The following is a 21,701-nucleotide window of genomic DNA, read 5'->3' on the forward strand; positions in this document are numbered from 1 at the left end:
TTTAAATAGTAGATTTATGACTTTGGATTTTTTTTGCTGCAAATGATATGGAAAAGTTCAATATTTTTTCGATGTCCCATTTTTTTATATATCCATACAAATAAGCTGCAGAAACAGCGTCTCCAGCGCCTGTGGTGTTTACTACTTTTACTTTTTTTGCCTTTTTTTGTATCATTTGCTTTTTGTTAGCGTATAAAACACCATCTTTTCCCATCTTTAAGATAACGTTATTTGTGTATTTTAAAAGATGTTGTATATTGTCTTTTAGAGTTTGTTTTTTTGATATTTGTTGTATTTCTTGAAGATTCAAAGATACCATTTCAGGTTTGAATTTTTTAATAATTTCAAATTGGCTAGTTTCTGAAAGTTCTACAAATGAAATTTTTGAATTTTTAAGTGCTCTAATAAGGGTGTTTTCTGGAATACCTGTTTGGATAAATGAAAGTTCCATTTTTTCCGGAATTTGGTCTTCTGATAAAAATTTATTTGCTCCAAGGTTGTGAAATATTGTGTTATTTCCATTTTTATCTATTATTATACTGGTAACAGCAGTAGATGTGTTTGCAATTTTTGGAGTAAATAGTAATATATTTTCAAGTGAATTTTTAATGAATTTTCCAAAGATATCATTTCCAATACATGAGATAAGCCTTACCTTTAGACCGAGTTTTGATAAATTTACTGCAACATTTGTAGCTTTTCCGCCTGTGGAAAGAACGGTAAAATTTGAAATGTTGTTGTTTTCTAATTTAATAGAGTCTACGTAGTAAAGTATATCTAGATTTGTTTTTCCTATACATACAATATCAACTTTCTCTTTGTAAAACAATGGAAGCAGCCCCCAATATACCAGCATTTTCGACTAAAGGACTTTGAATAATTTCATATGTGTTTTTAAAAGAAGGCATTACAAGTTCATCTACCCTTTTCTTAAGTGGATTAAAGAGAATATCTCCTGCTCTTGATACACCGCCTCCGATAATTATAACTTCCGGGTTGAATATGTGGATGAAACTTGTAATACCTATTGCAAGTGCTTCTACAACTTCATCTTTAATCATATTAGCCAATCTGTCATTTTGTTTTGCTAAATCAAATATGGATTTAGCGGTAATTTCGTTATCTTTAAATATCAGTGAATCTGGGTATTTCTTTTTCCGTTCCTGTGCCATTCTTACTATCGCAGTAGCTGATGCATAGGCTTCAAGACAACCATAGTTGCCACAACCACATAAAGGACCGTTTGGATTTATTATTACATGTCCTAATTCTGTGCCGATACCGTTATTTCCAGTAATTAATTTGTTGTGAGATATAACTCCTCCTCCTACACCCGTTCCAAGTGTTAATGCCACAATGTGTTTTTTTCCTTTTCCAGCTCCAAACCATTTTTCACCTAAGACAAAAGAATTTGCATCATTTTCTATGTAGACTTTTTTATTTAATAATTTTAAAAGTTCTGGTCCAAGCTCAAAGTTATGCCAATCTGGGAAGTTTGGTGAAAACCTCACAATTCCATTATCTTTATCAATTGAACCAGGAGAACCAATTCCAACAGCGTGAAAATCACCATTTGATAATTCCAAAATTGCATCTGCAATCCTTTTGACTACGGTTTCTCCGCCAAGATGTACTTTGGTTTCTATTGATGATTTTTTTAAAATTTTTCCTGATTTTGTATCTACTAATCCGATTTTCACGTATGTTCCACCAAGATCAACACCTATGATTTTCATTTTGTGGCCTCCTTTGCAAGGTAAAGTGAGCAACATCCTTTATAGTCATAGATTTTGCTTGCAGAATTTACAAAAATATCAGGAGAGATGTTGTTTAAAAGTACTTCTCTATATTTTCCATGTGGATGCATGCATCCAAGCACGACGGTTTTAAAATGTTTTTGTGCCATATCAAAAACCATTTTTACATCATTTATAGCAGGTGGCTTACAGTTTTCAAATTCGGTTTTTTTCGTTGGGATGAATATGTTTAATACTATAGAATCGAAATATTCTTTTAACATTTCCAAACTTTTTATTTCATGAGTTATTTTCCCACAGAAAATCCCGATTGTTATATGTGGTATCTTTTGTGCCTTTAATGGTAAAACAGAGTTTAGTATTTCTTCTGGGGATCTAGAGAGCTTGTATATATCTTTCATTACATCTTTATCTGAGAAAAAATCGAAACTTATGACATCCGCGATTTCGTCTATTTCAAATGGAGGATTTTTGGGAAAGCCTATGTGAAAATTGTAAATTAAATTATACTTTTCTTTTAGATCTTTTAATTTTTTGATATAACCTTTAAAGGGTATGGTACCATCAAACATCATTCCACCACTTATTAGAAATGATTTATATCGTTTTGTGTATCTTTCCATATCATCTATGTGTGTCATACTTTTAATATAAACTCCTCCACAATGTTTACAGTTTATAGGACAGGATTTTGTAACAGATATGGGTAAAGTTCCAGAAGGATTTACTATTACCACTTAAAATTCACCGCCTTAGTAGTTAATTTTTCTTTTTCATCAGTTTGTATCCATCCTTTTAATCCTAGAAGTTCCATGTATTCCACTGCTTCTGTGTATTCTGATTTTGTAATTTTTCTGCCAATAAGTGGATCGTTTTTTGCTCCAAAATGTGGAATGTACTGTGACATTAGAGAGACAGGTATTCTTGGATCAAGTTCCAATACAAATCTTAAGGCTTTGAAGTGTCCAGATACATTGTTTGGTAGTACAAGTATTCTAATTATAAGTCCTTTATTTTCAATAAAAGGACCTACTTGCTTGTACATTTCCTTTATTGCAACTTGCGCAATTTCCCAATAATTGTCAACTTTTGAGTAAATTTTACCATACATAGAGTTCGTATATCGAATGTCGGCAAGGTATATATCTACATAACCTTCAAGCATCTTTAAAGTTTCTACATTTTCATAACTTGAGGTATTATACACAACTGGTAATTTGAATCCTTTTGATTTTGCGATATTCAATGCTTCTATTATTTGTGGTACATATTGAGTTGCTGTAACTAGATCCAATGTATGTGCACCACTTTCTTGTAGCTTTAAGAATGCATCCGAAAGTTTTTCAACTGATATTTCTTTACCGATACCTTTTTGTGAAAAACCCATATTTTGACAGTATACACATTTCATTGGACAACCTGAAAAAAATACAATTCCCGCCCCATTTTTTCCGGAAATAGGTGGTTCTTCACCTTTGTGAAGTAATATATTTGCAATCTTAATTTTGGAGTCTGCTCCACAAATTCCCCGTTTTTCATATCTATTTATCATGCATTTTCTTGGGCATAATGTACATCTTTTTAGCATTTTACCCTCCTCTTTTGAGTTCTATAAAATGTTTTTCAAATTCTTGGATTTTATTTCTAACCTTATCTATAGCATCTTCAACTTGCTCAAGACCTGCATATAATTCTTCAGTTGCTTCGCGGGTAGTTTTAGAAACTTTGATAATTTTATCGATATTATTTATTGTGGAATTATTTATTTCGCTTATAGCGTTAAGTGATTCATTTACTTCCAGTATTTCTTTTGAGGCTTTTTCTGAAATTAAAATGTTTGATGTTATAATTTTTTCGATATTTGAGAGTGATTCTTTGGAATTTTTGGCAAGTTCTCTCGTGCTATTTGAAAGTTCCATTATCATCTCTGCAATCCTGGAAAGTCCTTCTCTATCAATATTTTCTCTGCTTGTTTCAATTGATGCATTTATTGCAAGAACAGTAATGGTATCTGAAATATCCGTTATTTTTTCCGTTAGATTTCCTAGAACATCTGTTAAATTTGCAAGTTTAGCACTGGATTCAATTATTTCTTTCATTTGTGCTGTGAAATCTTTGACTTTTTCTGTAGATGTTTCGATTTCAGCAGTTGTTTCTTCAATAAATGCGGCAAAATCTTCTACAGATTTGTCAAGTTCATTCATGGCATTTTCTGTATTTTCGGCCATTGATTTTATTTCAGCTGTCGAAGATGAAGTTAAGACAATATTTTCAAGTATATCTTTGAAGAGATTGTTAACTTTTTCGAAGTTTTCTTGGCTTTTTTTGTTTATAAATATACCAAATATATATCCCAAAGTTATGCTAATTATGGATATCAACGGAAGTATAACAGTATAAAATAGCTTTTTGAATTTTTTTATCATTGGAAATAGATCATCTTCGTTAACAGCTGCTACTATAAAATTTTCTCCATCGAATGAAAAAGCTGCGATCTTTTTTTTGTTTTCAAATGTATATTCGTATGTGCCTTCCTTTTTTTCTTGCATATACTTGAAGAAGTTTGGGAGAAGTTTTGAAAAATCTTTTCCAATTTTTGATTTATCATTATGATTTAAAGTTATACCATCTTTAGATACTAGGTAATAATACTCCAGTGTATCTTGTTTGAATATTACATTATATGCTTTTGTCTTAGCAATTATATTTATTTTGTCTTCAAATTGTGAAACGGCGGTTTCCTTAAGCGCTCTAGAGAAAAAAGGAATAACAAAGGTAGTTGCCAATAGCCAAACAATTACCAAAAAACATATGCTAAGCGCTAATGAAAGTTTGGAAAAATTTTTCATATATATCCCTCCTGAAATAAATAATTACTTTTTCTCATTGTTGAGTGAAACTATTATATTTTTCATTTTTTCAAGTGTTAGTAATGTGAAGTTCTTATTCTTTCTTATATAACTATTTGGTAAATAATTAAAATTGGCATCTTTTTGTATAAAAAATTTGACGTTTTTATTTTGGAGTTGTTCTATGTATTGTTGTCCGTCATTTCCCAAACCACTTAAAACAAAGATAAGAAAGTTTGAACTTGCATATTTTATTAAAGATCTAAATAATGTATTTATCGAAGGATGTGTAATGGTAGATTTATCTTCAACGCTCTTAACTTTGTCTTTGGATATAAATATCAAACTTTTTCCTCCATCTGGTAAAAAAATTCCCTGTGATAATTCTGTAATATTATTCACAATCATTACGTTTTGATGCGTAGTATTTCTTATATGTTCTGCAAAACTTTCCATGAATTTTCCGGTAAAGTGAATATTTATTATAACTGGTACATTTAATTTTTTATTTATATTAACTAGCTCAACTGCATTATTAGGACTACCTGCAGAACCAACTATTATAATCTTATTCATTTGCATCACCCAATAATTTATTGATTGTATTTACAATTTTTTGTGGAGATTCGTCTTTTGAAATAAATGCATCTGCCCCAGATTCAAGTGCTTTTGATAAGTTGTTCTTTGTAAGAGTACTTAAGAGTATTATAGGAATATTTTTTTTTGTTTTTTTAATTTTTTTTGTAAGTTCAAAACCATCTAAATTAGGCATTTCAACATCTGATATAATAAGGTCGAAATGTTTATTTTCAAGTTTTTTTAACCCTTCAATTCCATCTTTTGCGGTTTCGGTCTTGAATTTGGATTTTTCAAGAAAGTTAGAGATAATTTTTCTTGTAATAACAGAATCGTCTATAATCAGTATCTTTTTGTGATTTTGAGATGTTTTTACGTGTTTATTGAATTTTTCTATATCTATTACAGGGATGGGATATGGAAAAATATTTTTTACAAATCCTTTTATGTATGAAAGCTCTTCTGGAACAAACTTCCCATCAAAGATACCAATTATATTTTCTACAACTAATGCTTTGTCATTTTGGGTTATAACCACAAATTTTGGCTTTTTTGAATTATATATTACATCATATACTTTATTGCTTAATAGTATTTTACCATCTATTACTTCTTCATACTTTGAAAGCTGGATAATATCTGAAGTTTCTATTGAAAATACCATATCCTCGTCTTTTAGTATGAGTACTTTTGTAATGAAATTCTTTATTTCAAAGAAAATAGTAAATTTAGTGCCTTTATTTTTTTCACTTTCAACTTTAACGTCTCCACCTCTTAGAGTAGAAAAATTTTTAACCATATCTAAACCTATACCTCTACCGGAAAGTTCATCCGCTTCATCTTTTGAACTAAAGCCTGGTAGAAATATGGCTTCTTGAGGTGAAACATCTAAATTTAATTTTTTTATTTTTTCTTCTATTTTATTATAGTCAATTCCCCTGCCATCGTCTGAAATCTCAATAAATATTTTATTTTGTTTTATATATGCTTTTATTTCTATATTTCCAATTTCATTTTTGCCGATTTTTTTTCTTTCTTCAGGTGTTTCAATTCCATGTGCAACGGCGTTTCTTGCAAGGTGTACGAGTATGTTTATTATATCTTTTACATCTTTCTTTTCAATTTTGACGCCTTTTACGTTTAGTTTTACATTTATTTTTTTTCCATATCTTTTTGCTTCTTTTTGTACAAGTTCTTTGAAGTCATTTAAAACACTTTCTAAATCTGTAAATAAAATACTATCAAGTATTTCGAGCATGTTCTTTTTCAAGTTTTTAATTTGATTTAAGGCGGTTTTTAAATCATTTCTTATAATTGTATTTTCTATTTCCAAGATTTGTGAGATAAACTCACTGATTTCGGAAATTTCAAATATGTCTTTTTCTGAAATCATCAAATCTTCTTCTATAGAGATCTTTCCATCAAGTATATCCGAAAATTTTGAAAGTTCGCTTTCCGTTAAATCTTCTTTTTTATTTGAAATGTTGGAGATTATAGTTATGACGTTGCCCAAAAATGTATTATCGGGTATCTCTTCATTTTCCGATTTTTCTTTAAAATAACTTTCTATCTTATGGAAAAGCTTTGAAAAATTTTTCATTTCAACAAGACTTGCTGATCCCTTTAAAGTGTGAAAGATTCTATACAGATCTTTTATATAGCTTTTTTCGTTTTCTTCTTTTATTTTTGAAATAAGTTCTTTTGCTTCTCTAGATTTTTCTGAAAGTTCCGACAGAAATATTTCTGTAAAATCCATAATATCACTCCAATATTTGCAGATTACCAAAGTCACATTTTAAGATTTTCATATCGTTACTTTCGAAAACTTTTCCATTTATAAGTCTTATTTTGTTGCATTGATATGCATTATGGTTTGTGACGACTACGTGTTTGCCGTCTGTTATCTTTTTTACTGGGATTATTTTTTTGTGTTCTATAAATCCAATATACTTATCTACGGGAAATTTTATAACTTCTTTACTTTGAAGTATTGTAACTACATTTTTTTTATAAATAGCAAATTTTTCATCTAATATTAGATATTCTTTTTTATCTTTGCCGATCTTTTTTTCATTGTTTTGGGTGGAGGTCCTTATTTGGTGTGGAACAGATATTTTTTCAATATTGTATATAAAATATTCATCTTTATCAAATATCACACCTGTGTAGATATCGTTATTTTCTATTTTTTTAGGGGAGTAATTTGTTTCTTTTATTATTCTTGTTATACCAAAGGCGAATTTTTCAAAAACGAGAAAAAATTTAAGTCTAGGTTTTTTGAGATTTTTATGAGAGTATACGGGATAAAGCTTGTTAGCAAACAAACAAAAACTTACATTATCGGGTGTTTTTATTAGCTTTGAACTTATTCCTGTAATTTTTTCCTTTGGAAGAGCTATTTTGTATATTTTGTTTGTATCTTCTATTTCACATAAAAAAAACATAAAGTTCACTCCTTAAGGAGGTATTTTAATTGCCATATTTCATCATCGTTATTTTGATTTAAAAGTACTGCCACTTTATAGGATTTTTTAGCATCATTTATCTTATTAAGTTTTATTTCTAAGAAAGTTTTATATTTGAATACCATGTAGGATAGAGGAATTTTTTTAGATAGCCCCTTTATTATTCTGTAAGCTTTTTCATATTCCTCGTTTTCAATGTAATTTTCAACTAGGTGAATTTCATCTTCAAAATCAAGTTCTTTTTCGGAAATTTTTGGAACATATTTTTCTTTTATTTTTTTTGTTTTTTTCAATATGTATGGAACATCTATAGGGATGAAAAAATCATATAACGCAGGATGATATTCACCTTGACCCAAAACTACATATCCATTTTCTTTTGTTAGTTCAAAAAGTTTCTTAGCCATTCTTTTTTGCTCAGGTATATATATTAGGACTCTCCTTATAAATATTATATCAAATTTATCATTCAAAATTTCCATTATATTTTTATTGTAAAATTCGACATATTTTTTATACTTTTCTTTTACATAAAATGTATTGCCTACTACGTTAAAATATTTTCTTATTTCTGTGTTAGTAAGAAATCGTACACTCCAAAATTTGTATTTTCCATTTTTTGCTTCTTTAATTCTATCGGAATTTATATCTATACCTATTATTTTTGCATTCAAGTTTAAATCATCAATCAAAAACGATAAGGAGTATACTTCTTCTCCTTTTGAGCAACCAACACTTAGGATTTTCCAAAAATCCTTTTTTTTCATGATATTTTTTAAAAACTCAAAAGTTTTTCTATCTCTGAAAAAGTAAGTTTCTCCTATTGTTAAGTTGTCTATTACTAGTTTTTTAAGCATGTTTTCACTTAAATTTTCTACGTTTATTTGTTTTTCTAATCTTTCTACAAGTTTTTTAGAAGTTTTCAAATTTAACTCTTTTAAGATTTTTGATAGTTTTTTTCTCATTTTTCCCCCTAGGCAAATTATACTATAATTTTGTGTGATATAATACGTAAGAGGTGATTTACATGCCAATAATTAATCTTTTTGGAAACTCAGATCTTATGAAAGAAAAGTACGTCGAAAGTTTAAAAGATCGTGTTAAATCAGAATATATAAGAATATATCCAGGATATGATATATCTGTAGTAATTGAAAAATTGTCAAATTTGGGGTTATTTTCAGAGAACGTTATAGTAGATATAATTGATTTTGATAAATTTAAAACAAGTGAAAGAAAAAAAATATTGGAGTTGAATGTTTCAGATAAAGATTTTTTGATTTTAAGGACACAAAATAAGATTAAGGGATTAAAAGTTGAAGAATTTAAGTTACCAAATGTTTGGGAAGAAGAAAAATGGAAGAAGTTGATATCAAAATTTTTAGTTGATGAAGGTTTGAAAAATGATGAAGAGCTAATTAATTTGTTATTTGAAAATGTAGGGCCTAATGAATATGCAATTTATAATGAGATAAAAAAGTTAAAAGTTTTTGGGAAAGATTTATCTATTGAATTGGCAAAAGATTTGATACACAAATATACTACTTCAAAGTTGGATGATTTTTGTTTCATGATTTCTGAGAAAAGGAAGGAAGTATTCAAATGTGTAAAAGAAATAACAAAAGATTATGAATTTCCTAAAATAGTTTACAGTTTGGCCAATCATTTTATCTCATTATACAAATTAGCGATTTATGCAAATGGTAAGGTACGCTTTAGTTGGCCCGAGATTTCAAAAATTTCAAGAGAGTTGAAAGTTTCAAGCTCAAAGATAGCAAGATTTGTAGGATTTAAGTTTAAAAATCAAAGATTTGAACCAGTAAACCACTTAATTACTTATGATTTAGACAAAATAGAGGCTATAATAAAAAGATTGTATTTTTTAGATAGAGCTGTCAAATCTGGAGGGGTTATGAATGTTGAGTTATTGAATTTTATTGAGGAGGTGTGGTAATTGTTTTACGAAAAATATGCAAAAAAGATAATGGTATTTCTAATGATAATTAATGTTACTTTCTTTATTGGATTGTTTAGGATAAAGTTGAAAGCAGATTTTTCACTTTTTAAATTGGAAAATTCAAAGTATGAAAAAATTTTAAATGAGATGGAAAAAGATTTTTCATCTGAAAACCAACTAAATTTATTAGTAGAATTTGACTTTAATCCATTAAGTCTAGAAGGGTTAAAGAAAATTAGAGAGTTAAATGAAAAATTGGAGGGAATTGATGGAATAGGGAAGGTTGTTTCCCCACTTCCAAAAGAGATACCTGTGGGATTTAGAAAGGTGAATATTTCAAATATAACAGAAGAGAATTTTAAGTTGGCTAGATCTTTTCTTGAAAAACTTAATACGGTTTTGAAAAATGATGGAAAGTACTATGTTATGTTTTATATTTTTCCAGAGAAAAAGGTAGTGTCAGAGATAGATAAAGTAATTAATATACCGCATTATTTTGCAGGTAGTGCATATTTGCAAGAAAAAATTTACGATTATTTGTTGTTAATTATCTTTACTATTCCGCCTATCGCAATTTTAACCATATTTATTGTGTTTAAATGGAGATTAGGTGGAATAAAGCCTACGTTATTTTCTGTTTTTCCCGCGGGAATGGGTGCATTGTGGACTCTTGGATTTATAGGTTGGACTGTGAAGGAGATTTCAATTTTGACAATACTTGCACCTATTTTCACGATAATTATGGGAAGTGCGGATGGATTGCACTTTGTTTCTCATTTTATGGATAACAAAGAGAAAAATGATAAATTTGGTGCTTTAAGGGAGACATTTAGAAGTACTGGTGTTGCAATGATTTTAACTACAATAACAACAGTTGCTGGCTTTTTATCACTAGTGATAATAGATTCTCGATCTTTAGCTCAAATGGGCAAATTTAGTGCACTTGGTGTTACTTTTGCAGGTATTGCCACTTGGTTTTTTTTGCCGGTTGTACTCCTAAAGAGTGATATAACACCTAGAAAGGAAAAAAGTAGAATATCGGTAATGTTTAAGAATTTTATAGGTAGAAAGTCTGTGATTTTTACGATATTTATATTATTAGTGTTTTTACCAGGGATGTATTTTGTAGATAATAATTTTTATATGTTGGATCTTTATAAAGAATATACTTCCGTTAAAAAAAATGTAGATGTTGTAAGTAAAGTTGCAGGTGTTTCCGTACCAGTATATGGATATTTTAAAACCAATGATTTGCTATTACCGGATTTTGCAGATAAAATATTGAATTTTGAGAAGAGTTTATCTAATGTTAAGGCGGTTTCGTTTTACGATATAATGAAAAACATAAATGAGAAGGTCCTAGGACAAAAAGGTTATCCAAAGAATATTTTTCAGGTAAAAGTACTTTTAAATTTAATTCCACCTATTTACGATAATTTTATAAATTTGGAAAGCTTGTCGGGGAGAATTTTGATTTTTCCAAAAGAAATTAACAATGAAATTTTAACTGATATAGAGAAAAAAGCTCCATCAAGTGTAAAGATAACAGGTACTCCGTACATTATGAAAGAGATGAATGAGGTATTAGTCCCTCAACAGATAAAGTCTTTATTACTTGCAGTACTTTTGGTGTTTTTGATTGTCTTGATTAGATTAAAAAACTTAAAGGAATCTTTTATTTCAATTTTGCCTATTTCCTTGTCTTTGCTAGTTATGTTTGGGTTCATGGGCTACTTCAATATAAAATTGAGTATAATTACTGCAACAATGGGAAGTATTGTGGTTGGAGTTGGTATAGACTATGCTATTCACTTTATTGAGAGTTATAACTACTATTTAAAAATTTTAAAGAATAAAAAACTTGCCATTGAAAAATCTTTTGATGTAACTTCAAAACCTATTTTGGCAAACGCATTAGGACTTGCAATAGGTCTTTCGGTTTTACTCTTGTCTCCTTTGAAAATACATGAATATTTAGTTGGAATAATGTGGGTTTCTATGATTACAAGCTCAATTTTTAGTTTGACACTTTTACCTACTTTACTGTTTATTGCAAATTCGGATAGAAATGGAGTATAATATTAATATGGATGGCTGGAAGGAAATATCATATATTTTAAAAAAAGAGGTAGCATCCTCTAAAGTTTCGTTATTAAAACTTTCAGAAAAGCTGGAAATAGATATTGAAAATCTCCGAAGATATTTTGAAGGAGACTTTTCTGGCGAGCCTGAATTTATCAAAGATGATTTAAAAAAACTGAGGTTTTTTTTTAATATTTCTGAAGACCTCACTACTTTATTTGAACTTGGGAAAAGTCAAAGAGAATTTCCATTAAAAAGGTTAAAAAATATATATGTAATTTATTTTTTGCTTTTTATCAGTGGTTTGTTATTTTTTATTTCTGTAAAATTGTTAATTGAAATTTATAAAGCTCCTTTAGTGACTTTAAGGTCGCAAAAAGAGATTGTTGTTGATGGAAAAGTTGGAAGGATATTTTCACTTGGGATAGGAGAGCATGTAGTAAATGGAAAAGCTTTGCTTTTGAAAATCAACAATGAGAAAAAGCTAATCAATATGTATAATTTTAAGGTGGTGATAAAATGGGAAAAATAAGAAAGGTAGATATGGTTAACTTAGTCATGTTTTTTTTCTCTTCTCAAGTTGAATATTGGTTTGAGGAAGTTAAGAATAGATTGATAGAATATTTTGGCCCTATTGATTACAAATCCGAGATTTTAGATTTTGAAAAATATACATTGTATTATAACAAAGAGATGGGTGAAGGTGTACGTGGAATATTAATAAGTTTTGAAAGACTTATCCATCCTGCACAACTTGCAGATATAAAAAATATTACTAATAATATTGAAAATGGATTTGCGGTGAATGGAAATAGAAGATTTAATATTGATCCAGGTTATATTCACCATATGCAATTTGTACTGGCAACTACAAAAATGTGGCCACATAGAATATACATTGGAAAAGGAATATATGCAGAACCTACATTGATGTACATTAATGGAAGGTGGAAGGATTACGATTTTACATATCCGAATTATAAAGAAGAAGAATACAAAAAAGAATTGGAAATAATAAGGTTAATGTATCTTGAAAAGAGAAAAAAGTTTTTGAGGTGAAATGATGAATTTTTATGTGGATGTTTTAGGATGTCCAAAAAATGAAGCAGATTGTGCAATATTAAAGGCTCATTTGAAAAAAATGGGAAATAACGTGGTGGATAATTTAAGTGAAGCAGATGCGGTGATTGTTGATACTTGTGGTTTTATTTTGAATGCTAAAAAGGAATCTATTGAGGAGATATTAACATATGTGGAATTAAAGAAAGAAAGGAATTTAAAGGTTTTTGTAACAGGTTGTTTAGTACAAAGATTTGGAAAGGAATTGAGAAAAGAAATACCGGAAGTTGACGGATGGTTTGGTGTTGTAGAACCGGAAAAGATTGCGGAAAATATAGGTAAAAAAAGTGTTATCCCCGATATGCCAAATGCGGTTTATAATTTTTATGGACGAGTTGATAACAAACAATATGCGTATGTGAAAATTTCAGATGGTTGTGATAGAGCGTGTAGTTTTTGTACTATTCCGTTATTCAAAGGTAGTTTTAAGAGTAGAAAAATTGAGGACTTGTTGAATGAAGTAAAGTTTTTAGTTGATTCTGGGATAAAAGAAGTAATATTGGTGGCACAGGATACAACGGGATATGGTATAGATCTTTACGGAGAGCAAAAATTACCTGAGCTTTTAAAAAGGATAAACGATATACCTGGAGATTTTTGGGTTAGGGTTATGTATATGCATCCCGATCATATCACAGATAAGATTATTGAAGCTTTTTCTTATGAAAAAGTTTTAAAATATTTCGATATGCCTATTCAATATGCAAGTAATAATATACTACGATTAATGAATAGAACTAGAAAAGTAGAAGAACTCCTATTGTTGATTAATAAAATTAGGAATTTTTACAGCAATGCCGTTTTGAGGACAGGTATAATTGTGGGATTTCCAGGTGAAACAGATGAGGAGTTTCAAAAAATGCTTGAGTTTATAAAGGAGGTAAAATTTGATAGATTAGGTGCATTTTTGTATTCAGATGAAGAAGAGGCAGCTTCCTTTAAACTAGATGGAAAAGTTCCAAGGAAATTGGCTGAAGAAAGATTGGAAGAATTAATGGATATTCAAGCTCAAATTTCTTTGGAAAAAAACGAAAAACTTGTGGGAAAGGTATTAAAAGTATTATTTGACGAAGAAGAAGCAGGAGTTTTAGTTGGAAGAAGCTATATGGATGCTCCAGAGATTGACGGTAGTGTATTTGTTAAGGGGAATTTTAAAAAGGGGTTTTTTAATGTAAAGATTACTTCTGCAGACATCTATGACTTAGAAGGAGAATTTATTGAGGAGTGGTAGTTTGAATATTCCAAATACTATTACTTGGGCTAGGGTACTTTTAACTGCTGTTATAGTTTTTTTGATTTTGAAGGGATTTTTTTTATTTGCATTTGCGTTATTTCTAGTTGCAGCTATTAGCGACTATTTTGATGGATATTTTGCAAGAAAATTAAATCAGGTAACTAACTTTGGTAAAATTTTCGATCAAATGAGTGATAAGATATTTATTACGAGCATTTTGATAGCTTTTGTAGAGCTTAACTTAGTTCCAAGTTGGATAGTCATAGTTATAGTTTTTAGGGATACGTTGGTTACTACAGTGAGAATGGCAGCTCTTGTGTCTAATCAAGTAATTGCTGCAAATTACTTTGGAAAGTTAAAAACTGTTTCTCAAATGATTTGGATAGTTGTTCTATTTTTGAAAAGTATAGGATATAACGTTTATATGGTAGATGATATCTTGGCGTATGTAGTAGTATTTTTTACCATTGCTTCTGGAATTTTGTATCTTGGACAAAATATTAGAGTTTTGAAGGGGTGATTTTAATTGCGAACGTTTGTTGCACTTGATATAACTGATGAAGTCAAAAAGGTATCTGAGGAAGTTATATCAAAGTTAAAGCGTATGGGGTTTAAGGCTTCGTGGGTTTCTTCTGAGAATTTACATCTTACATTATTTTTTCTAGGAGATATCGACAAAGAAAAGGTAGAGTTATTATCAGAGAAACTTCACAAAAGGCTAGCTGGATTTCCCAGTTTTTCTTTTAATGTTACTGAATTTGGCTTTTTTAGATTCAAGCATTTGCCTAGAGTGTTTTTCTTAAAGGTGGAACAAAATAAAATATTACAAACACTTTATCTTGAAATGCGCTCAGAGATGAAGAAAATGCGCATTTCATTTGATGATAAGGGAAATTTTGTACCGCATGTTACTTTGGGAAGGTTAAAGTATAGTCCAGAAAACTGGGAGGAACTTGTCAAGGATATTGACATTCCAAAGATGATTGTTCCTGTTGATAAAGTAACTATTTATTCTTCTACTTTGACACCTACTGGACCAATATACAAATGGTTGTATAGGGTGAAATTTGAAGGAGGTTTAGACAGAAATGAATGATAATAAGCAAAAAAAAGAAGTATTAAAAAAAGCCATTGGAAAAATTGAAAAGACGTATGGAAAAGGTTCAATAATGTTTTTAGGAGAAGAAAGTAGTGTTCAAAATATTGAAACTATATCAAGTGGTTCTGTGGCAATTGATATTGCTTCAGGTGTTGGAGGGTATCCAAGGGGAAGAATAATAGAAATTTATGGACCAGAGTCTAGTGGTAAAACCACAATAGCATTGCATGCAATAGCTTCGGCACAAAAAACTGGAGGTATTGCTGCTTTTATCGATGCAGAGCATGCACTTGATCCGGTTTATGCAAAAAATTTAGGGGTGAATGTTGAAAATTTGCTTATTGCTCAACCAGATTATGGAGAACAGGCACTTGAAATAGTTGATGAACTTGTAAGAAGCAATGCTGTGGATCTTATTGTAATTGATTCTGTTGCAGCTTTGGTTCCTAGAGCTGAAATTGAAGGGGCAATGGGGGATGTACAGGTGGGGCTTCAGGCAAGGTTAATGTCTCAAGCTTTAAGAAAGCTTGCTGGAAATATAAACAAGTCTAAAACTGTGGTTATATTTATAAATCAAACTCGTATGAAAATTGGTGTTATGTATGGGAACCCTGAAACGACTACAGGTGGTGTTGCGTTGAAATTTTACGCTACTATGAGACTTGAAGTTAGAAGTATAGGAAAGATAACAGAAGGGAAAGAGAATATAGGAAATCAAGTTAGGATTAAATTTGTAAAAAATAAGGTTGCGCCACCATTTAAAGAAGCAATTGTCGATGTTATATATGGAAGGGGAATTGTGAGAGAAAACGAATTGTTTAATTTAGCGGTTGATGAAGGATTAATTTCTAGAAGAGGAAGTTGGTTCTCATATGTGGATTCTTTGGATACAGAACACTCCTTAGGTCAGGGAAAGAACAATTCGTTGGAATATCTTTTAAACCATCCTGAATTGTTGAATGAAATAGAGGAAAAAATAAGGGAAAAGCATGGTTTACTAAAGAAAGGTGAAACAAGTGAAGAAGAATCCTCTAAGTGATGCTCTGAGATTTTTAAAATATAGAGCGCGTTCTGAAATGGAAATTAAAACTCGATTAAAGTCAAAAGGATATTCAGCGTGTGAAATAGAAGAAGTTGTTTTACAATTAAAAGAGAAAGGTTTTTTAGACGATGAAAAGTTTGCGTATCTTTATGCATATGATTCATTGACGTTAAAAAAGAAAGGTCCATTTTTAATAAGATTGGAATTACAAAAATTGGGTGTTGATGAGTTTATAATTGAAGATGCATTGAGTAGAGTATTAGAGGAAGTGGATGTGGAGAAAATAAAAACGGAAATAACAAAGAATTTAGACGAAAGAAAAGCAAAAGAATACCTATACAGAAGAGGATTTGGAGGTGAATAAGATGTTGACATATATACTAACGGGAATAGGATTATTAATTGGTGCATTTTCGGGATATGTTATCGCAAAGAAAAAAATAGAAAAGCAACTTTTGATTACAAAGCAAGATGCAGAGCATATAATAAAAAATGCGGAAAAAGAAGCAAGTGAAATCAAAAAGAAAGCCGTTATTGAGTCAAGAGAAGAACTCCACAGGATGAGGGAAGAGTGGGAAAAAGAAAAGAAAGAAAGAGAAGAGGAAATTAGATATTTAGAAGATAGATTGATGAAACGAGAAGAAATGTTGTCAAAAAGGGAAGAACTCCTTGATAAAAAGGAAAGTTATATTGAAGAGATGAGAAAGGAATTAGATGCAAAACAAAAAGATCTAATTGAAAAAGAAAAAGAATTAACTGAAAGATTTGAAAGACTTGCTGGTATAACCCCTGAGCAAGCTAAAGAAATGGTTTTGGAAGAGGCGCGTGAAAAATATGAATATGAAATAGCAAAAGTTTATTCTCAAATAAAATCAAGGTACGAAGAAGATTCTGAAAAGTATGCTAAAAAGGTAATAGCAGATGCTATTCAAAGGTATGCGCCAGAATATGCAGGTGAAGTGACGGTAAGTACCATAATGTTGCCAAACGATGATATGAAGGGAAGGTTAATTGGTAGAGAAGGTAGGAATATAAGGGCATTTGAAAAAGTAACTGGAGTTGACTTGATAATAGATGATACCCCTGAGATGGTTACCGTAAGTTGTTTTAATCCTTTAAGGAGGGAAATTGCAAGGAGAACTATAGAAAAATTAGTAGCTGATGGTAGAATACATCCAACGAGAATAGAAGAAATGTATGAAAAATCAAAATCTGAGGTTGAGAAGGTAATAAGAGAGGCAGGACAAGAGGCAACATTCGTTACAGGTGTTGGAGGTTTACATCCAGAAGTTATTAAGTTACTTGGAAGATTGAAATTTAGAACAAGTTACGGTCAAAATGTTTTGAATCATTCTATAGAAGTGGCATTAATTGCGGGATTAATAGCATCTGAATTAGGTGTAAATGTTGAAAAAGCAAAACGTGGAGGACTATTACACGATATTGGAAAAGCTCTTGATCACGAAGTTGAGGGTTCACATACAGTAATTGGTGCAGAAATTCTAAAAAGATATGGTGAAAGCCGAGAAATAATAAACATGGTAATGGCACATCATGGAGAAGAAGAACCAATGACACCAGAAGCGGTTATAGTTGCTGCTGCAGATGCCCTATCAGCAGCACGTCCGGGTGCAAGAAGAGAAGATGTGGAAAATTACATTAAAAGACTCATCAAACTTGAAGAAATAGCAAAGAGTTTTAAATATGTGGAGAATGCGTATGCAATTCAAGCAGGAAGAGAAGTCAGAGTTATTGTTCAACCGGATAAAATTGATGATGCATTAGCAGATAAACTATCCCATGATATTGCAATAAAAATTGAAGAGGAATTACAATATCCCGGTGTTTTAAAAGTGGTAGTTATTAGAGAGAAAAGAAGTGTAGCTTATGCAAAATAAAAGGCTCCTTGTGGAGCCTTTTATTATATAATAGCTTTGCCTGTTTCTTTATCGAATATGTGCATGGTATTCATATCAAATACTACGTCGATCTCTTGTTCTTCTTTTGCCTCAGTTTTGGGATCAACAACTGCTATAAACTTGTCATTTCCAGATACAAGATGTAGTATTGTTTCACTTCCAAGTGGTTCAACAACATCTACTTTCGTTCTTGCCGTGTTTTCTCCTTCTTTTGGAGCCATGGCGAACATTTTGTCATAAATATTTTCAGGCCTTATACCAAAGATAACATCGCTGTCAATATATTTTTCCAATTTTTCCGCAATTTGTTCTGGAATTTTTAATTTTAAACCACTTGATTTAATCCAAAGACCATTTTCCTTTATAATTTTTGCGTCAATAAAATTCATCGCAGGACTTCCAATAAAGCCTGCAACAAATGTGTTTGCCGGTTTATTGTATATTTCATGTGGTGTTCCAATTTGTTGAATTACTCCATCTTTCATAACAATAATTTTGTCCGCCATTGTCATAGCTTCTATTTGATCGTGGGTTACGTAAACTATTGTGGCTTCTAATCTGTGATGTAATTTCTTTAATTCAGATCTCATTTGGACTCTTAATTTTGCATCTAAGTTTGATAGAGGTTCATCAAAGAGGAATACTTTTGGATTTCTAACAATTGCCCTGCCAACTGCTACTCTTTGCCTTTGACCACCTGAAAGTTGTCTTGGCTTTCTATCAAGGTACTCTTCAATACTTAAAATTTTGGCAGCTTCTCTAACTCTTCTTTCAATTTCATCTTTTGGGACCTTTCGAAGTTTTAGACCAAACGCCATGTTATCATAGACTGTCATGTGTGGATACAAAGCGTAATTTTGGAAAACCATTGCAATGTCTCTATCTTTTGGTTCAACATCGTTCATAACTTTTCCAGCGATTTTTAATGTACCTTTTGTGATTTCCTCAAGACCTGCTATCATTCTCAATGTAGTTGTTTTTCCACATCCAGATGGACCAAGAAGTACAACAAATTCTTTATCTTCGATTGTAAAGGTTGCATCTTTAACTGCTTCGACCTTACCATCGTAAATCTTCCATACGTGTTCTAATTCAACTTTAGCCATACGGGCACCTCCTATTTATCATCAAATATATCTTCAGGTTTTAATTTGGTATGTAATGAAGGATCACCAACTTCTAATAAATAAAGTTCCCAAATGTTTTCTAAAAAAGTCAATAATTTTTCAAATTTTTCATAGTTTATGATTACTGAGACTGGTTTTCCGTTTTTTGTTATTATTACATTATTATTCGTGGATTCTTCTACAACCTTTGAAAATTTTGCCTTTGCTTCTGCAAGATTATAATACAAATTTTTGTCTTTTAACAAAATAACACCCCTGACTATAATTATAGTCATTTTTTTGCAAAATTTTGATGTAGAACTCAAACGTAACATTTTCGAAACTTTTAAGAAATATTATAGGTGTAAAATTTGACTGAACGGTCAATAAAAAAATGGAGGTGGAAATATGGCTGTAGGTGGAATTAAGGGTATGATTTATAGGCAAGCTGGTAAGATGATTAATTCGTTTGTAAGAAAAGCAGATACAAAAGCCTTTTCGAAATTGTTATTCACCGTTGGTGCATTAAGTAAAGAACCGGCAAAAAGTGGGCTTAAAAAATTGGGATTAATGGCTCAAGAAGATCATCCTATGATAAAGAAGTGGATTGAAATTTTCCAAAAGTCAAGTCCAAAGTGTACCGAAAAGATTATTAACAATCTTATTATAAATGAATTTGCAATAGGAGAGCCCTTGAGACAAAAAATAATGGAGAAAGAAAAAGTTGTTTTACCAAAATTAGGGGTCATAAGCCCTACTTATGCATGTAATCTACAATGTATTGGTTGTTATGCAGGACTTTACGGAAGAAAATACGAACTTTCAAAAGATGAAGTAAGGAGCGTGTTAAGACAAGGAGAAGAACTTGGGATTTACTTTTGGATAATTACAGGTGGAGAGCCTTTCTATTGGCCACATTTATTTGATATTTTGGAAGAATTTGATCAACATTATTTCATGATTTACTCAAATGGTATATTAATTACTGAAGAAAAAGCAAAGAGATTAGCAGAACTTGGTAATGCAACTATTGCAATTTCTGTTGAAGGATTTGAAGAACAAACTGATTGGAGAAGAGGAAAAGGGGTATTCAAATCAATTCAAAATACTTGGGAAAGATTGAGAAGATATGGCGTTCCATTTGGAGCAAGTGTGACTGCTACAAAAGTTAATCATGATACAATTATGAAAGATGAATTTTGGGATTTCTTGGAAGAAAATGAGGTTAAATATGTTTGGGTATTCCAATTTATGCCAGTTGGGATGAATCCAACTATGGATCTTGTGCCAACTCCAAAGCAAAGATACGAAAGATTCTTCAAAACAGATGAAATGAGACTTAGTGGAAGATTTGCATTTGTTGCGGATTTCTGGAATCACGGATTTTTAACACATGGTTGTCTCTCTTCTGGTTCAAAATATTTCCATGTAAATGCAAAAGGATATGTTGAACCATGTGTTTTCCAACAATTTGCAAAGGATAGTATCAGAGAAAAATCATTGCTTGAAATATTTAAATCTCCGTTCTTTGAGGCGTACAAGAGAATGATTCCATTTTCAAATAATTTGTTTAGACCATGCCCAATTATTGATAATCCAAAAGTATTTAGAGCAATGGTTAAACATTTTGATGCTATACCACAACATGAGGGTTCCGAAAGAGTTGTAACAGAACTTGCTCCAGAAATTGATAAATTAGCTGAAGAATGGAAAGAGTATGCAGATAAACTTTGGTATGAACAAGGTTATGTTGAGAGATATCCTGTTAATAGAGGAATTTACAATTATGAAACGAGAATGAAAAGGTATGCAAATAGAGAAGAAGCTTTGAAAGTAGATAAAAAATTAGAGATTTAATTTTGTAAGGGGGTACTCCCCTTACATTATGAGGTGAGTATGTGTCTAAAAGAAATACAAAACAATTGATATTAAAAGCTGCAAAGGAAGCGTTTTCCAAAAAAGGATATGATGCGGTAAGTATAGATGAAATAGCACAAATTGCTGGGGTGCGAAAATCTCTTATTTATTATTACTTTCCCAGCAAGGAGGCGCTTTTTGAAGAAGTTTGGGTTAATTCCATTGAAGAATTGGAAAATGAGATTTTTGGTGTTAGCAAAGATGAACCGACTTATATTTCAAAAATAAAAAATTTTTTAAGAAGGTACATTGATTTTTTGACTAGTAAAAAAGAAATATCAGAATTGTTGAGAAAGGAAAAAGCAAAGGTACTTGATCAAGATAATTGGGTGAATGCAAAGGATAGGTACGAGGGATTTTTGAAGAAGATAGAGATGTTAATTATTGAAGGTAAAAATAAGAATGTAATAAAAGAAGATGTTGATCCCAAGGCAGCTACTGAGATGATTGCAAGTGTTGACTCTGTTCCAAGAAAGAGTTTATTAAAAGCAGTTGAAAATATGTTAATAAAAATTTTACTTAAAGATAACACTTAGACTTTACTTTAAATATTTATATGGTATAATATTGATGATATTA

Annotated in this window: 23 protein-coding genes; 12 read left to right on the forward strand and 11 right to left on the reverse strand. The window is 30.7% G+C overall.

The genetic code is table 11. The features are described from left to right. Position 1: 1 nt before the first annotated feature. The 9 genes from XJ44_RS06515 to XJ44_RS06555 are packed head-to-tail and all read right to left on the reverse strand — an operon-like array spanning position 2 to position 8,612. On the reverse strand, positions 2 to 829 hold the full coding sequence (locus tag XJ44_RS06515; protein WP_075666180.1) for a carbohydrate kinase family protein: 828 nt from the start codon (positions 827 to 829) through the stop codon (positions 2 to 4). Continuing rightward, on the reverse strand, positions 807 to 1,736 hold the full coding sequence (locus XJ44_RS06520) for an ROK family protein (RefSeq protein WP_077198466.1): 930 nt from the start codon (positions 1,734 to 1,736) through the stop codon (positions 807 to 809). Before XJ44_RS06520 ends, XJ44_RS06515 begins: the two co-directional genes overlap by 23 nt. Beyond that, on the reverse strand, positions 1,733 to 2,494 hold the full coding sequence (locus tag XJ44_RS06525) for a radical SAM protein (RefSeq protein ID WP_075666182.1): 762 nt from the start codon (positions 2,492 to 2,494) through the stop codon (positions 1,733 to 1,735). The genes XJ44_RS06520 and XJ44_RS06525 overlap by 4 nt, the downstream gene beginning before the upstream one ends. After that, complete coding sequence (locus XJ44_RS06530; RefSeq protein ID WP_075666183.1) at positions 2,488 to 3,345, reverse strand: radical SAM protein; 858 nt, start codon at positions 3,343 to 3,345, stop codon at positions 2,488 to 2,490. The genes XJ44_RS06525 and XJ44_RS06530 overlap by 7 nt, the downstream gene beginning before the upstream one ends. Position 3,346: 1 nt before the next feature. Beyond that, the gene (locus tag XJ44_RS06535; RefSeq protein WP_077198467.1) at positions 3,347 to 4,606 is read right to left on the reverse strand and encodes a methyl-accepting chemotaxis protein; all 1,260 of its coding nucleotides are present in this window, start codon (positions 4,604 to 4,606) and stop codon (positions 3,347 to 3,349) included. Positions 4,607 to 4,630: 24 nt separating this feature from the next. Next, positions 4,631 to 5,182 carry a chemotaxis protein CheB gene (locus tag XJ44_RS06540; RefSeq protein ID WP_077198468.1) on the reverse strand — a complete coding sequence of 184 codons (552 nt, stop codon included), beginning with the start codon at positions 5,180 to 5,182 and terminating at the stop codon, positions 4,631 to 4,633. Beyond that, positions 5,175 to 6,938, reverse strand: coding sequence for an ATP-binding response regulator (locus XJ44_RS06545; protein WP_077198469.1), 1,764 nt, complete (start codon positions 6,936 to 6,938; stop codon positions 5,175 to 5,177). Before XJ44_RS06545 ends, XJ44_RS06540 begins: the two co-directional genes overlap by 8 nt. A 4-nt stretch (positions 6,939 to 6,942) precedes the next feature. Continuing rightward, entirely contained in the window at positions 6,943 to 7,626 is a 684-nt protein-coding gene (locus XJ44_RS06550) for a hypothetical protein (RefSeq protein WP_075666187.1), read from the reverse strand. A gap of 5 nt (positions 7,627 to 7,631) precedes the next feature. Further along, entirely contained in the window at positions 7,632 to 8,612 is a 981-nt protein-coding gene (locus tag XJ44_RS06555) for a CheR family methyltransferase (RefSeq protein ID WP_077198470.1), read from the reverse strand. 62 nt (positions 8,613 to 8,674) lie between these two features. On the opposite strand from XJ44_RS06555, the gene XJ44_RS06560 reads away from it, so the two are divergent. From XJ44_RS06560 to rny, 10 genes are read left to right on the forward strand one after another with little or no spacing between them, the layout of a single operon-like run. Beyond that, a complete protein-coding gene (locus XJ44_RS06560; RefSeq protein ID WP_077198471.1) occupies positions 8,675 to 9,601 on the forward strand; it encodes a DNA polymerase III subunit delta in 927 nt (308 codons plus the stop codon). Beyond that, positions 9,602 to 11,683, forward strand: coding sequence for an efflux RND transporter permease subunit (locus tag XJ44_RS06565; protein WP_233119533.1), 2,082 nt, complete (start codon positions 9,602 to 9,604; stop codon positions 11,681 to 11,683). It begins immediately after the preceding gene. A gap of 7 nt (positions 11,684 to 11,690) precedes the next feature. Then, entirely contained in the window at positions 11,691 to 12,218 is a 528-nt protein-coding gene (locus XJ44_RS06570; RefSeq protein WP_077198472.1) for a hypothetical protein, read from the forward strand. Beyond that, a complete protein-coding gene (locus tag XJ44_RS06575) occupies positions 12,206 to 12,745 on the forward strand; it encodes a DUF4416 family protein (RefSeq protein WP_075666191.1) in 540 nt (179 codons plus the stop codon). The genes XJ44_RS06570 and XJ44_RS06575 overlap by 13 nt, the downstream gene beginning before the upstream one ends. A gap of 4 nt (positions 12,746 to 12,749) precedes the next feature. After that, positions 12,750 to 14,036, forward strand: coding sequence for a 30S ribosomal protein S12 methylthiotransferase RimO (rimO, locus tag XJ44_RS06580; RefSeq protein WP_075666192.1), 1,287 nt, complete (start codon positions 12,750 to 12,752; stop codon positions 14,034 to 14,036). Position 14,037: 1 nt separating this feature from the next. Beyond that, complete coding sequence (pgsA, locus tag XJ44_RS06585) at positions 14,038 to 14,559, forward strand: CDP-diacylglycerol--glycerol-3-phosphate 3-phosphatidyltransferase (protein WP_077198473.1); 522 nt, start codon at positions 14,038 to 14,040, stop codon at positions 14,557 to 14,559. A gap of 6 nt (positions 14,560 to 14,565) precedes the next feature. Continuing rightward, positions 14,566 to 15,135, forward strand: coding sequence for an RNA 2',3'-cyclic phosphodiesterase (gene thpR, locus XJ44_RS06590; RefSeq protein ID WP_075666194.1), 570 nt, complete (start codon positions 14,566 to 14,568; stop codon positions 15,133 to 15,135). After that, positions 15,128 to 16,177, forward strand: a complete 1,050-nt coding sequence (recA, locus tag XJ44_RS06595; protein WP_075666195.1) for a recombinase RecA — start codon at positions 15,128 to 15,130, stop codon at positions 16,175 to 16,177. The genes thpR and recA overlap by 8 nt, the downstream gene beginning before the upstream one ends. Beyond that, the gene (locus tag XJ44_RS06600) at positions 16,155 to 16,544 is read left to right on the forward strand and encodes a regulatory protein RecX (RefSeq protein WP_077198474.1); all 390 of its coding nucleotides are present in this window, start codon (positions 16,155 to 16,157) and stop codon (positions 16,542 to 16,544) included. The genes recA and XJ44_RS06600 overlap by 23 nt, the downstream gene beginning before the upstream one ends. 1 nt (position 16,545) lies before the next feature. Further along, the gene (gene rny / locus XJ44_RS06605; protein ID WP_075666197.1) at positions 16,546 to 18,078 is read left to right on the forward strand and encodes a ribonuclease Y; all 1,533 of its coding nucleotides are present in this window, start codon (positions 16,546 to 16,548) and stop codon (positions 18,076 to 18,078) included. A 23-nt stretch (positions 18,079 to 18,101) separates the two neighbouring features. On the opposite strand, the gene XJ44_RS06610 is transcribed toward rny, so the two are convergent. Further along, a complete protein-coding gene (locus XJ44_RS06610) occupies positions 18,102 to 19,205 on the reverse strand; it encodes an ABC transporter ATP-binding protein (protein ID WP_075666198.1) in 1,104 nt (367 codons plus the stop codon). Between the two features lie 11 nt (positions 19,206 to 19,216). Beyond that, a complete protein-coding gene (locus XJ44_RS06615; protein WP_075666199.1) occupies positions 19,217 to 19,501 on the reverse strand; it encodes a type II toxin-antitoxin system Phd/YefM family antitoxin in 285 nt (94 codons plus the stop codon). Between the two features lie 112 nt (positions 19,502 to 19,613). On the opposite strand from XJ44_RS06615, the gene XJ44_RS06620 reads away from it, so the two are divergent. Together XJ44_RS06620 and XJ44_RS06625 are read left to right on the forward strand one after the other, a co-directional pair. Next, positions 19,614 to 21,062, forward strand: coding sequence for a radical SAM protein (locus XJ44_RS06620; protein ID WP_075666200.1), 1,449 nt, complete (start codon positions 19,614 to 19,616; stop codon positions 21,060 to 21,062). A gap of 41 nt (positions 21,063 to 21,103) precedes the next feature. Continuing rightward, a complete protein-coding gene (locus tag XJ44_RS06625; protein WP_077198475.1) occupies positions 21,104 to 21,658 on the forward strand; it encodes a TetR/AcrR family transcriptional regulator in 555 nt (184 codons plus the stop codon). Positions 21,659 to 21,701 lie beyond the last annotated feature (43 nt).

The organism is Thermosipho affectus (assembly GCF_001990485.1).
GTDB classification, from domain to species: Bacteria; Thermotogota; Thermotogae; order Thermotogales; family Fervidobacteriaceae; genus Thermosipho; species Thermosipho affectus.